The following is a 13,423-nucleotide window of genomic DNA, read 5'->3' as shown; positions in this document are numbered from 1 at the left end:
TGTTTTCTCAAACCTGCATTTACGGTACACTAAAAATAAAAGAAAAAGGGAGTTTAAGCAGTAATGAAACGAATCGAAGAACTAATTTTTTATCAGTGTCAACAAACGCCTGACAAACTGGCACTATCGGATTCTGTTAATAAACTAAGCTACGGTCAAGTGTGGGATCGTGTATGCAAAGCCGAAAATCAGCTGAAAGAAAAAGGGATGGAAAAAGGAGAGCTTGTTGCGTTAAGTATGCCAAACAATGCAGAAGCTGTTGTGTCATTTTTAGCGATTTTAAAAGCCGGTGGAATTGTGATGCTTTTACATAATGAGCTAACAGAGGCTGAAGTGGATACCTATTTTTCTATTCAACCCCCGAATTGGCTATGGAAAACGTCTTCTTTAACTAACATAACAAAAGAAAAACCAATCCTGCCTGTACGGCAAGTGAATGCACTGTCCGATCTATTTTTATTTGGATTTACCTCGGGGTCAACAGGGAGGCCTAAAGGATTTGTAAAATCGCATTATTCTTGGTCTTCATCATTTCAAGAGTGGTCAGATATATTTTCTTTAGAGCAACACGACAAAGTGCTTGTTCCTTTACATATCTCGTATTCTGCCCAGCTTTATCCAGTTTTGCATGGGCTTTGCAGCGGCATGCAAGCTATCATGCTAGAATCGTTTACACCTTCGGCTGTTTTTAACAAGGAAGCTAGCTGTATGTCTATTACACCCGCATTAATTTCTCCGTTGCTTCGTTATGTACAAAGCAGACCAAAAGAAAAACGACTTCTGCCAAACACCCTAATCTCAGTAGGCAATAAATTATCGCCTTCCGTTCGAAAGAAATTTTCACAAGCATTTCCTGATGCCTCTTTGTATGAATATTACGGATCTTCTGAAATGGGATTTGTTACGGTACTTTCATCAGATACAGCTGAAACGTTGCCTCATACAGTAGGCTATCCTGTTGACAGTGTAGACGTTTTAATCCTGAACGAACGTGGAAAAGAAGTAGAAAAAGGAGACAAAGGAACACTGTTTGTGAAAACAACTCAAGCATTTGAAGGGTTTGTTAAGGACAGCGAAGAAACGAACCGCTCATTTTTTAACGGATATGTTACATCGCATGATATTGCGGTTCAGCTTCCAGACGGAAGCATTACCATCGTAGGAAGAGATAAAAATGTGATTAAAAGCAGCGGAAGCTTAGTATATGCTGAAGAAATTGAAGAGCTGCTATTACAAATACCGGGCGTTAGCGAAGCAGCTGTCTTTAGCATAGTAGATGCTGAACGTTCAGAAGTTGTAGGTGCAGCAATTGTTTTAGAGAACATTTCTCTTTCTGAAGTAAGACAAGCGCTGACACAACGAGTATCTGCTTATAAAATCCCGCGCGTATGGAGAGTTTTAACGTCCTTTCCGCGAATGAAAAATGGTAAAATTGACAAAGCAACGATATACAGCTACTTTACAGAGAAAGAAGGGAAGACATATGATTTCATTTGAACCCGTCACAGCTGACACGATGTATATTCTGTCAGAGATTATCAATTCAAACGAAGCATACAATGCGTTGGAAAACGGCAAGAAAGAGCGGAGTGAAGAAGAGCTTTTTAAAGAATATATGAATGAAAAAACGGACAGTTATTTTATAAAAGCCGACGATACATACGTAGGGGTTATTGATTACATGAAACAAAATCCTAACGATGATCATCCGTGGATTGGAGCTTTTATTATTCATAGCGCCTATCACAATTTCAGTTTCGGAACGCAGGCGTATCTAGCGTTTGAAGAGAAGCTAAAGGAAGAGGGGCTTTCCGTTCTACGTCTTGGGGTTCTGTCTCAAAATCCTAGAGCTAAGCTGTTTTGGGAGCGCCTTGGTTTTACACAGTATTCCACTAAGCCGCTGCATCATAATCAAGTTAACTGCTTGGAAAAAGAACTGTAAGAAAATCCGTGGATTATATCCGCGGATTTTTTACTGTACTGGAATGCAAATGGAAGAGGTCCGTATTTTCACGTGGTAGATGGGTTAAATCCTTATAAAAAAGGTAGATATGATTAAAGAAGCATCCATTACCCAGAAAATCGTTCAGGATACAAAAAGCGAGGGAAGAACAATAGATAACTATTTAAGAAAAGAAAAAATAGCTGAATTAAAGAGAAAAAACTACTTAAAAAGAGCTGAAGAAGATTTCAAAAAATGCATTCCAGATATTTCATCGTTTGAGATAAATAACGAAAAAGTTTACCTGGACAAACTAGAGTTTATTTATTCGTCAGAGCTTAAACTTAAGGCATTCTTCAAACATGATGAACAAAGAATAAAAGTTGAATTAGAAGAATTTCAAAACAAAATAAAGGGTTATCTCAATCAAAAAGTTGTAATTTACAATGGTAGAAAACATGAACAACTGCCTAATTTAATAATTAAATTAAAAGATTTTTATGAAAACTTAGAAAGTGTATTATATTATACAGAAGCTAATAATTCTGAAGCTTATTTCTGGTTCATACTTACAAATGTTGATGAGAAATTTGGCATTTTCATCAGTGAAGATGAGTATGGAATGGACTCAATTTTCTATTGGGGAATTGAATAAAGAAGATTAAATTACAATGTTTAATAAAAACTGCACCTTCGATTATTTTAAATCTAGGTGCAGTTTTTTTGCACTTATTGGTTTCCACATGATTAAGGGTGTAAAACACCGTATGTAAATAAAGCTCTTTCAATATAAAGAAATAATGAGAGAAGATACTATTAATTAAATAAGGTGTGTTTTTTTAGATATGACTATAATCAATTATTTTTCATCTCAAGCTGGCCACATTTCTTTTTCAAAACTTATATTAAAAGTTTGATGTAGAATCCTACTATTTTTAAGCTATTCGTTCTAACACACTATCAAGATTCGATTTGAATCCATCATTTTTTTCTAATAAGAACGTTCGCAAAGTTTTATGTGTTTTAGAGAACGTTCGTATATTATTTCAAAACTTAAACGAACCGTGAAAATGATAGATTTTCTATATAAATCAAAAGTTCAAAAAAGTATACGTTTACGAACTTTTATTTTTTTAATACGAAAAACATGGTAAATTAATTCGGATAATAATATACCGAAATTAACAATAAATCATAAAAGTCATCCAGAATATCCCTTATGTTAAGTTTGGTGTTATATAATTGGAATATATGAAAATATATGGAACTTTTATATATGTGAATCGTATAAGCATATAGGAGGGGATTTGGATGTTTGGTTTATTTGGAAAAAAGAAAATTGTCATTGATTTTGAAGAGAGATACTACAACCTAACTGATTTAAAAAAAGCTGTCGTAAAACATTTTCAATACAAAGGAACGATCTGTGAAGTTATTGATACTCATACCTTATTAGTTGATCATCAGAAATATACGTTATCTGAAAAGACGATAAGCATGGGTGGTGTTCCTTTACAACGAGTCATTTTAAAAGAAGCATAGATAGCTAGATGTTTCTACATAATGTATTTGTCATTAAATCTATTGGAGGTGTAAATCTTACTTAGGTAAGATAACTAATTGGACATAATTAACTTGTTATTGGTAGCAGTATTAATTGGATTGACTGGTTTCTTTGTAGCCACAGAATTTGCGATTGTTAAAGTACGAAGCTCTAAGATTGATCAACTTGTAGCTGAAGGTAAAAAGGGTGCTGTGTCTGCGAAAAAGGTCATTACGCACTTAGACGAATATTTATCTGCTTGTCAACTAGGTATTACAGTAACAGCGATGGGGCTAGGTGTTCTTGGTGAACCTACGGTAGAAAGGTTGCTAAGTCCCATTTTTATGAAATTTGATTTAAATGAGTCCATTACACACCTTTTATCGTTTGGTATCGCCTTTATTGTGATGACTTATCTTCATGTTGTGGTAGGTGAATTAGCACCTAAGACATTTTCAATACAGAAAGCAGAAGCTGTCACGTTGTTATTTTCAGCGCCCATCATCTGGTTTTATAAAATCATGTATCCGTTTATCTGGATTTTAAATGGTTCTGCACGAATACTGGTTGGAATGTTTGGATTAAAACCTGCTTCAGAGCACGAATTGGCCCATTCAGAAGAGGAACTTCGTCTCCTGTTAGCTGAGAGCTATAAGAGTGGTGCTATTAATCAGAGTGAGCTAAAGTACGTAAACAATATTTTTGAATTTGATGAACGCCTGGCGAAAGAAATCATGATTCCACGAACTGAGATGATAACAATCTCTGAACATGACACAATTGGTGCATTTTTAGAAATGGCTACATTGGAGCAGTATACTCGTTACCCAGTAACAACCGATGGAGATAAAGATCAAATCATAGGGATGGTAAATATAAAAGAAATCTTAAGCGATGTTGCATTTGATGACACCTTACGAAACCAACTCATTAGCTGTTACATTAAACCCGTGATTCAAGTCATTGAATCGTACTCTATCAATAAGCTATTAAGAAAGATGCAAAAGGAACGTATCCACATAGCAATCTTACTTGATGAATATGGAGGGACAGCTGGTTTAGTAACCGTTGAAGATATTTTAGAAGAAATCGTAGGAGAAATCCATGACGAATTTGATTCTGATGAAGTGCTCGATAGGCAAAAAATTGGTGAATATCACTATGTTTTTAATGGGAAAGTATTAGTAAGAGACGTAAATACACTAATGGGAACGAACATTGAAACTAATGAGGTCGATACGATAGGTGGATGGATCTTATCTCAGAAAATAGACGTTAAGTTAAATGAAGTCCTTGTGTATAATGATTTTGAGTTTATTGTGAGAGAAGTTGATGGGCGAAATATTCAAACCATCGAGGTAGCAAATAAACAGCATTCTTTGAGCTTAGCTAAATAGTAAATAAAAAGCAACCTCATATCCCATGGCATTGGAAAGAGGTTGCTTTTTGTCATTCATACTCGTTGAAGAATGCATAGCACCGCAAGTGAATAATATCATATATTTACCATAAGTTCTATATTTTTCTTTTTTAAATATGAATAAAGTGTGCACTTTTTATACATCCTCCCACTTAGGTATCGAGTAAATGCCGTCATATCAAGGATGTATAAAAAGCTGCATAATCCATAAATATGAAAAGCGAACGAGCCCTTGTGTACCAAGAACTCGTTTTTTTGCTAGGTTCCGTTAAGAGTGTTTATGTAAACTAGCAATGCATATCATATACAACAATTCTTTAATCCATTTTCTTATAAAATAGTAATTAATAGTATTTTGAGGAAGGGAGCTAATTAATGTGACTGTGAATGTTATTTTCAACCCATTTTTTGCTTTAATGATTCTCGTTACCGGGGTGTGGATGGGAAGTACAGTTAATGAGTTGTTCGGATTGATAGCTATTTTAGGAGGTTTGTTATTAGGATTCTCTAACTTATTTAAAAACGGGATAACAATTAATAAAAAGGCAAAGGTTTTACTTTTTGCATCTTTTGTTTTCTTATTAAGCTTATTTTCATTAACTTATTTAGTTGCATCAGCGTTTATTTTTAATTTCTAAAAACCAATGAACAATAAAAAAGCTTTGATTATTCAAAATCAAAGCTTTTTTGGTACCTAGAAATTACATTATGCATTTTAATTTGTTTGTATTTTTACTTTTAAATGGAATAAAAGGTAAAAATTATGATTTAATAGATATTGGAAATGTTTATTAAAAACGAACGGGGATTATTTAAATGCATAATATAAAATTCAATTATTTAACCGACTTATGTTCAAGGTATCAACAAGACAAATTTTTCATTGGAGAAATTCCTCTCTCTATTTTATCCAAGGCAAATAAAAGGTTTAACATTTCAAATAATGAAGAAATGATTGCTTTTCTCGACTGTACGATATTTGGATCAGGGAAAATCGGTGTGTGTTTTACCGATAAGGGGTTAAGGTGGAAAAATCTAAGTGGTGAATTAGGCAATATTGAATGGACTGAATTTGGTAAAGTAAATCAGATTACAGTTCAAAATAATGTTGAAGTTCATTTTGACAATAGAAAAGCATGCTTAATAGGTGGAGGAAATACGTATCCAACCCCATTATTTATAGAACTTTTGACAAGTATAAGAGATTTCTTGAACGAATATTCGTACGAATTACTTGTAAAACCGCACAATGTATCTTCTTCTGTAACGTATAATGACTTAATGAATATAAGTACATTATTTGAGAAATATGAAGAAGCTTTTGAGCCTAATAATGGTCTGTTGGTAAATCAGCATATTCCTTCAGATTTGAAAAAGAAAATAATAAAGTATTTTAATTTACAAACTAATAAAGAGATTGTTGCTTTTTTATGTACGTTTCCTTTAAAGAAGACAGACGGTATTATTATTGGTGAAAATGGAATTTATTTTAGAGAAACATTCGTCTCTCTTTATTATCCCTGGTATGTATTCCGAACGTTGCCTTTATATTTATCAGAAGATGAGCTTAATATTGGGAAAGATAATATTTTTCATCTTACTCATGCCAAAATGGAAGGTACAGAGATTCTACTTTTTCTAAAAAAACTTCAGGAGTATGCTAATTCTGTTTATGAGAATGTTCCTGATGTAGTTGACCTCGACGCTGCTAACGCTAAAATTTAAAAGTTACGCTATATATTAATTAAAACCCACTTCGTAATAAGATGAGAATCTGAAGTGGGTTTTTGACGCTTCCTAGAATTTACATTATGTTAACTTGTTTTGTATATGATATTCATGTTGTAAAAGAGCATTTATGCTATTGTTTTCTATAAAGGGGGATTTGCATGAATGTTGAATTAACAAGGTTTAGAGTCAAAGAAGGAAAATCTGAAATTGTCGATGAATGGCTAAAGTTTCTCAATGATAATATGAAAGATGTACTACTAACACTTGAGGAAGAAAAGATGTACGTAGAGACTATATTCAGAGAGCAACTAAATGGCGATGAATATCTATACTGGTATTCGATTCAAGGCGAGAATGGGCGAGATGTTGAAGCTTCTAGTCACTGGATAGATAAAAAACATATAGAGTATTGGAAAGAATGTATCGATGAAAGATTTAAACCTGTTGATTTAAAAACAGAGGTAGTCATGATTCCCAATAATATAAGAAAAAGCCTTATGTAGTTAGTAAGGCTTTTTTGCTACCTATAATCTGGATTATGGTAACTAGAAATGAATATAGTATATAACGTAAATTAATCCATTTTCTGATAAAATAGTAATTAATAGTAATGTTATTGCATGATGGAGGAGTGGATTAGTATGTCTGATAAAGAGAAAAAGGAATCAGAAATTGAAAAGCCTAGCCTAGATAGAGCAGGGATGAGGTCTTATATGGGGAACCCAGAGAAATTCGAGTTCTCGCTTTATGGAATTTTAATGGCTTGTGTGCCTTTAATAATAGTCGGAATTTTCATTTGGTATAACTGGTAAAGAGCTTGGATCAATTGATCCAAGCTCTTTTTTGCTACCGGTAAGGTATATTATGGTAACTATCTTTTCATGTAGTGTTGAGCTCTTTATTAATAACGTTTAGATAATATAATCCAAGATGTCCACATTGTAATAACCATTAGTGAGATTAATACTGAAGCGATCTCAAGTGAAGTAAAAGCAATGATTCCAATCTTTATTAACGCTATAGCTATGAAAAGATAGATCATTAAAGCAAAAAATGAGTAATATAACCCTTTTTGTCTAATAAGATTCATTCTTTCATCTTTCTTTTGAAAGTGAGGAAATAAGTAACTTAAAGCAAAACACATATATGTAAATGCGCCCCATATCAACGCTTCAATATAAGATGCTGAGTTTGTAATTGCTGAAACTAATTTGAATCCAAAAATGAATGTAAACATAATCCCGATGAGAAAATATCCTTTTTTTAAAGCCATGTTATATTACCTCCTAAAAGTTCTATCCTTCTTCAGTGTCCAGAATAAAGATTGCTTCTACTGGAGTTTTAAAGATTTTTCCTATTTGTAAAGCTAAAGGAAGTGAGGGGTTATATCTTCCTTTTTCAATTGATATGATGGTCTGTCTCGATACACCTAGCTTTTCAGCTAGTTTATCTTGAGAATAACCATATTTCTGTCTATGTTCTGCCAAATGGTTTTTCACTCACATAAATCCTCCTCTGTTTTATTATTTAACCTTATTCTATAGTAAAGCGACCTTTACGTAAAGTGTACTTTACGTAAAGGTCGCTTTACTATCCATCTTCTGTTTTGTGCCGATAATACGTTTTATGTTAACAGTTATAAAATCAAAAAAGGGGTACCGTTGCCAAACGAATTGTCGAACTTCATCAAGGAGAAATATGGGCAGAAAGTGAGAAAGAAAAGATAACGATGTATGTTGCGTTGCCTTTTCCTCATGATAAAGAAGAGAAAGAGATTATTTATGAAGATTTATGAACTAATTAGATTAGCAGTAGAAATTATGTTTACACTAATTTCTGATGATGTTCTCATGCTAATTTTTTATGAAAAAACACCTTCAAGTGATTACCAGGTAATCACTCGAAGGTGTTTTCTATTATTTTATTAAAACCGTTGTATTAGCCGGAATTACAAGCTGATTTTTAACCTTTTTTGCACCTTTTTCACTAGAGAAAATCAATTTACCTTTCTCTGCTACAGATACTTTTACAGGTTGATTTGAAATATTATGATACACGCTAATCGATTTGCCTTTATACGTGCGGCTATAGGCAACGACTTCTTTACTGTCTACTGAAATGGATTGAAGCGTTCCTTTTACTAACTCTTCGTGCTGCTGGCGCACGCGAATCATTTCACGGTAATGATTTAACAAGGAATCCTTTTGTTTTGTTTGTGCTTCTACAGACACACCATTGCCGCCTTTGTTATATACAGGTGTTTCCCAGCTAGTTTGTCCAATTCCGTTGCCTTCGTACCAGCGGAACGGTTCACGGATTAATTCATCAGGCTTTTCACCGGTCATGCCAATTTCTTCACCGTAATAAATATACGGATTTCCAGGAAGCGTAAGTAAGATAGAAGCAGCTGATTTTGCTTTATTCACATCTCCGCTTAGCTCACTCATGACGCGGTTTTGATCATGGTTGGTTAAGAAAATGCCGTCAATTTTATTTGAATTGTATGATTTAAAAAGCTCATCCGTTGCCGCTGCTGCAGTGGCAATTCCTTGATCATTTCCTGCTTTTACAGAGTTGACAATTTTCCCTGCTAAATCAAAGTTAAATAAAGAATCAAGCGATTGATAGTAAGGGGCTACTACTTCCGGCTGATCCCATACTTCACCCGTTAGATATACGTTAGGGTTTTCTTTTTTCATTGCATCTCTAAACTCATTCCACCACAGGAGATTTTTCTTAGCGCCTTCAGGTGTTTGACCTTTAAAGATATGGAGGGCAGCATCTAAGCGGAACCCGTCAACGCCTTGCTTTAGCCAAAACTTTCCGACGTTAATCATTTCTTTTCTTACTTCAGGGTTATCGTAATTTAAGTCAGGCATTCCTTCCCAGAACGTTCCGTAAAAATACTCTCCGTTTGGAGCTTTATGCCATACTTGTTGTCCCCAAGATCCTTTTTCATTCAAGTCGGTATTTTTATCAGCCCAAATATAGTAATCTCTGTACTTGCTGTTTTTATCTTTCAACGCAGCTTGAAACCAAGGGTGTTCACTGCTCGTATGATTCACAACAAGGTCCATAATGACTTTTACGTCTCGTTTATCTGCTTCTTTCATCAGCTTGCGAAAATCTTGCAGATTTCCGTACTGCGGATCAATATTATAATAGTCCGTTACATCATATTTATGATAGCTAGGAGAAGGGTTGACCGGCATCATCCAAATCCCGTTTACTTGAAGATCATTCTTTGTATGAGAATTTCCGTCATTTAAATAGTCCAACTTTTGTGTAAGGCCTTTTAAATCACCATGTCCATCTTTATTTGCATCGTAAAAAGAGTTTACATACACCTCATAAAAGACACCGTTTTTATCTGCTGTTGGAGCTTTACCTTTATGTACGGTTTCGGCGTGAACACCTGTTGATAAGCTAGCAGCCAGCGGCAGTGTTAGAGCTAAAGCTGCCCATTTTTTCCCTTTCATCGTTTCATCCCCTTTTTTTGCAATCGTTTGCATAAATTGACTACAATTGAAATATAGCACCTATTTGAAAACGATTACAACGAAAATTTTATTTTGATTATTTAGAACTAGTAATTATTCTGACAACCTAGTTATTTACTGTGTCCAATGGCATTAAGCGGCTGCGTTATATTAAGGCTATAGATAGAAAACATCAATAAAATAAGGTATTATTATCCAAGTAAAAATAATGACTATGTCAAATATTCTGACAATGTTGTTGTTCAATTCATCATCTCGTGCTAAAATCCAAATATAACTGAAAAACGGTACTAAGATTCCGAAAAACGGAACTTGAAGTATTGATGCAGATAATAAAGCTTGCATTTTCCTTACTATCTGCAAATGGTTACGCTTACATTAAAGGGTTTAAGGGGGAAGAACGCATTGAGTAAAGTAGATTTAAACTGTGATTTAGGGGAAAGCTTTGGTGCTTATCGCATTGGCAATGATGAAGCAATCTTAGAGCATGTGACGTCTGTAAACGTAGCTTGTGGATTTCACGCAGGGGATCCGAGCGTCATGCGAAAAACGGTGAAATTGGCTGCTGAAAAAAAAGTGCAAATTGGTGCTCATCCTGGTTTGCAGGATCTTATAGGTTTTGGACGCAGAAACATGAATATTTCACCTCAGGAAGCCTACGATATCGTGGTTTATCAAATTGGGGCATTAAACGGCTTTTTGCAAGCGGAAGGGTTATCAATGCAGCATGTAAAACCTCACGGTGCACTATATAACATGGCTGCTAAAAATAAAGCCTTGTCTGAAGCAATAGCAAAAGCTGTTTATAACGTAAATCCTGAGCTGATTTTGTTTGGATTATCTGGAAGTGAGCTGATTCAAGCAGGTAACAGAATTGGTTTAAAAACGGCTAACGAAGTATTTGCAGACCGTACCTATCAGTTAGACGGTTCTCTCACTGCTCGCACAGAACCAAATGCTTTAATTGAAGATGATGACGAAGCTGTTTCTCAAGTTATTACAATGGTGAAAGAAGGGAAAGTCAAATCTCAGCAAGGTAAGGATGTAGAATTGCAGGCAGATACGATTTGCATCCATGGAGACGGGGCCCACGCACTTGAATTTGCTCGTCATGTCAACAGTTCTTTACGAGCATCAGAAGTGGTAGTTAAGGCTATTTCACAATAAAAACTACATACAATCAGGAGGAAGATGATATTGGAGCCAATAAAGAAATCAACACCTCAGCAAAAGCTTTCAGCTGCGCCTAAAGTAAACTGGACGTTAATGCTTGGAGCCGCTTTTTTAATGGCCACATCGGCTATTGGGCCAGGCTTTTTAACTCAAACTACCGTATTTACACAAAATTTAGCCGCAAGCTTCGGATTCGTTATTTTAATTTCAATTATTCTTGATATCTTTGCTCAAACCAACGTATGGAGAATTATTGCCGTTTCTGAAAAGCGCGGACAAGAAATCGCCAACATGGTATTTCCTGGATTAGGGTACGTGCTCGCTATTTTAATTGTTATTGGAGGACTTGCATTTAATATTGGAAATATTGCCGGTGCCGGGCTTGGATTAAATGCGATTACGGGTATTTCTCCAACAGCCGGAGCTGCAATTAGTGCAGTTATTGCTGTGCTAATCTTCGTTGTAAAAGAAGCTGGAAAAGCAATGGATCGCTTCACGCAAATTGCAGGTTTTGTCATGATTGGGCTAATGCTATATGTAGCGGCTACCACTTCACCTCCCGTGGGAGAAGCTGTGGTGAAAACTTTTGCTCCTGATAAAATTGACATTATAGCGATTGTTACGCTTGTTGGAGGAACCGTGGGTGGTTACATTACCTTTGCAGGTGGACATCGCCTTTTAGACGCTGGTGTAAAAGGCATCGATTCTTTACCTCAAGTGACCAAAAGTTCTGTAACAGGAATTCTTATCACTTCCGTTATGCGAATCGCTTTGTTTTTAGCAGTACTTGGCGTCGTATCTAAAGGATTACAAATTGACCCAGCCAATCCTCCGGCATCCGTGTTTCAGCTCGCAGCAGGGAACGTTGGCTATAAAATCTTTGGGATTGTCATGTGGTCTGCCGCTATTACGTCTGTAGTGGGAGCTGCTTATACATCTGTTTCATTTATTCAAACGTTTAGTGAAAAACTTAATAAAAACTCAAACTGGATTATTATTGGATTTATTATTATTTCGACTCTGTCGTTTGTCTTAATTGGAAAACCTGTAAAAGTTCTTCTTTTAGTTGGAGCAATCAATGGATTAATTTTGCCAATTGCTCTAGGAACATTACTGATCGCTGCGTACAAAAAAAGCATCGTTGGTGAGTATAAACATCCTTTATGGCTTACCATTTCTGGTGTACTTGTCGTTATTGTAATGGCTTTAATGGGCGGCTATACGTTAATGGATCAACTTCCTCAATTATTTAAATAAAACAAAGTGCCCGCACGTGAGTTGCGTGCGGGCACTGATGGGAGATAGAAATATGATAACCCTTTCACAGCTAACTCCAGCTGAACTTCGTCAACAAATCCGTAACAATCAGCTTATTCAACCAACAGCAGGCATGGCAAACGGCTATGCTCAAGCTAATTTAGCTATTTTACCAAAGCAACAAGCCTTTGACTTTCTATTGTTCTGTCAGCGTAACCCTAAATCTTGTCCGCTTTTAGATGTAACAGACGCTGGATCTCCGGTGCCAAAGTTTGCAGCTCCGTCTGGAGATATTCGTACAGACCTTCCCAAGTATCGAATCTATGAAAATGGGGAACTAGTAAAAGAAGTAACTGATATCACAGACTATTGGACAGAAGATATGGTAGCTTTTCTTATCGGATGTAGCTTTACATTTGAACACGCGCTTTTAAACAACGACATACCTGTTCGTCACATTGAAGAAAATTGTAATGTTCCTATGTATAAAACAAATATTTCATGCGCTGAAGCAGGAATATTTCACGGCTCAACGGTGGTTAGTATGCGTCCAATTCCCCAGCAAGACGTGGTGCGGGCAGCCCAAGTAACTTCACGTTTCCCGGCTGTGCACGGGGGGCCTGTTCACATTGGAGATCCGGCTGCAATAGGGATCCAAGACCTGCACTCTCCGGATTTTGGTGATGCTGTTTCCATTAAGGCAGGTGAGGTGCCCGTGTTTTGGGCTTGTGGTGTAACTCCTCAAGCAGTAGCGATGGAAACAAAACCTTCTATTATGATTACACATGCTCCGGGGCATATGTTTATCACAGATATTCGAGATGAAAAACTAGGTGTTTTATAAAAGAAAGAGGTGT

At 35.7% G+C, this 13,423-nt stretch carries 15 protein-coding genes; 12 read left to right on the top strand and 3 right to left on the bottom strand.

All coding sequences use genetic code 11. From position 1 onward, the window contains the following. Positions 1 to 63 precede the first annotated feature (63 nt). From U9R83_RS12345 to U9R83_RS12305, 9 genes are all read left to right on the top strand, one after another. Positions 64 to 1,497: a class I adenylate-forming enzyme family protein gene (locus U9R83_RS12345; RefSeq protein WP_328575260.1), complete on the top strand. Its 1,434-nt coding sequence runs from the start codon at positions 64 to 66 to the stop codon at positions 1,495 to 1,497. After that, positions 1,484 to 1,942, top strand: a complete 459-nt coding sequence (locus U9R83_RS12340) for a GNAT family N-acetyltransferase (protein ID WP_154972950.1) — start codon at positions 1,484 to 1,486, stop codon at positions 1,940 to 1,942. Before U9R83_RS12345 ends, U9R83_RS12340 begins: the two co-directional genes overlap by 14 nt. Before the next feature lie 109 nt (positions 1,943 to 2,051). Next, positions 2,052 to 2,597, top strand: coding sequence for a YxiF family protein (locus U9R83_RS12335; RefSeq protein WP_226701268.1), 546 nt, complete (start codon positions 2,052 to 2,054; stop codon positions 2,595 to 2,597). Positions 2,598 to 3,253: 656 nt separating this feature from the next. Beyond that, on the top strand, positions 3,254 to 3,484 hold the full coding sequence (locus U9R83_RS12330; RefSeq protein WP_328575259.1) for a hypothetical protein: 231 nt from the start codon (positions 3,254 to 3,256) through the stop codon (positions 3,482 to 3,484). A gap of 78 nt (positions 3,485 to 3,562) precedes the next feature. Continuing rightward, positions 3,563 to 4,882 (top strand): hemolysin family protein, encoded by a 1,320-nt coding sequence (locus U9R83_RS12325; protein ID WP_277549493.1) that lies wholly within the window; start codon positions 3,563 to 3,565, stop codon positions 4,880 to 4,882. 400 nt (positions 4,883 to 5,282) lie between these two features. Beyond that, complete coding sequence (locus U9R83_RS12320) at positions 5,283 to 5,543, top strand: hypothetical protein (RefSeq protein ID WP_098598856.1); 261 nt, start codon at positions 5,283 to 5,285, stop codon at positions 5,541 to 5,543. Between the two features lie 178 nt (positions 5,544 to 5,721). Beyond that, positions 5,722 to 6,630 carry a hypothetical protein gene (locus tag U9R83_RS12315; RefSeq protein WP_328575258.1) on the top strand — a complete coding sequence of 303 codons (909 nt, stop codon included), beginning with the start codon at positions 5,722 to 5,724 and terminating at the stop codon, positions 6,628 to 6,630. Between the two features lie 164 nt (positions 6,631 to 6,794). Then, complete coding sequence (locus U9R83_RS12310) at positions 6,795 to 7,139, top strand: DUF6176 family protein (RefSeq protein WP_328575257.1); 345 nt, start codon at positions 6,795 to 6,797, stop codon at positions 7,137 to 7,139. A 138-nt stretch (positions 7,140 to 7,277) separates the two neighbouring features. Then, positions 7,278 to 7,448, top strand: coding sequence for a hypothetical protein (locus tag U9R83_RS12305; protein ID WP_155404454.1), 171 nt, complete (start codon positions 7,278 to 7,280; stop codon positions 7,446 to 7,448). An 89-nt stretch (positions 7,449 to 7,537) separates the two neighbouring features. Here the strand turns inward: U9R83_RS12305 and U9R83_RS12300 are convergent, their stop codons facing one another. The 3 genes from U9R83_RS12300 to U9R83_RS12290 form a co-directional block, all read right to left on the bottom strand. Further along, positions 7,538 to 7,909: a hypothetical protein gene (locus U9R83_RS12300; protein WP_328575256.1), complete on the bottom strand. Its 372-nt coding sequence runs from the start codon at positions 7,907 to 7,909 to the stop codon at positions 7,538 to 7,540. Positions 7,910 to 7,931: 22 nt separating this feature from the next. Beyond that, entirely contained in the window at positions 7,932 to 8,135 is a 204-nt protein-coding gene (locus tag U9R83_RS12295) for a helix-turn-helix transcriptional regulator (RefSeq protein WP_328575255.1), read from the bottom strand. A 417-nt stretch (positions 8,136 to 8,552) separates the two neighbouring features. Beyond that, positions 8,553 to 10,148, bottom strand: coding sequence for an alpha-amylase family glycosyl hydrolase (locus U9R83_RS12290; RefSeq protein ID WP_328575254.1), 1,596 nt, complete (start codon positions 10,146 to 10,148; stop codon positions 8,553 to 8,555). A gap of 393 nt (positions 10,149 to 10,541) precedes the next feature. Between U9R83_RS12290 and pxpA the strand changes: the two genes are divergently transcribed. From pxpA to U9R83_RS12275, 3 genes are read left to right on the top strand one after another with little or no spacing between them, the layout of a single operon-like run. Then, positions 10,542 to 11,303 carry a 5-oxoprolinase subunit PxpA gene (gene pxpA / locus U9R83_RS12285; RefSeq protein ID WP_328575253.1) on the top strand — a complete coding sequence of 254 codons (762 nt, stop codon included), beginning with the start codon at positions 10,542 to 10,544 and terminating at the stop codon, positions 11,301 to 11,303. Between the two features lie 24 nt (positions 11,304 to 11,327). Continuing rightward, complete coding sequence (locus tag U9R83_RS12280; RefSeq protein ID WP_042992114.1) at positions 11,328 to 12,566, top strand: NRAMP family divalent metal transporter; 1,239 nt, start codon at positions 11,328 to 11,330, stop codon at positions 12,564 to 12,566. A gap of 52 nt (positions 12,567 to 12,618) precedes the next feature. Next, the gene (locus U9R83_RS12275) at positions 12,619 to 13,410 is read left to right on the top strand and encodes a putative hydro-lyase (protein ID WP_028413250.1); all 792 of its coding nucleotides are present in this window, start codon (positions 12,619 to 12,621) and stop codon (positions 13,408 to 13,410) included. Positions 13,411 to 13,423: the final 13 nt, after the last annotated feature.

Origin of the sequence: Priestia sp. LL-8 (assembly GCF_036227845.1) — a bacterium.
Taxonomy (GTDB): Bacteria; Bacillota; Bacilli; order Bacillales; family Bacillaceae_H; genus Priestia; species Priestia zanthoxyli.
Note: the sequence above shows the minus strand (reverse complement) of the source record. Positions and strands in the feature narration are given on the sequence as shown.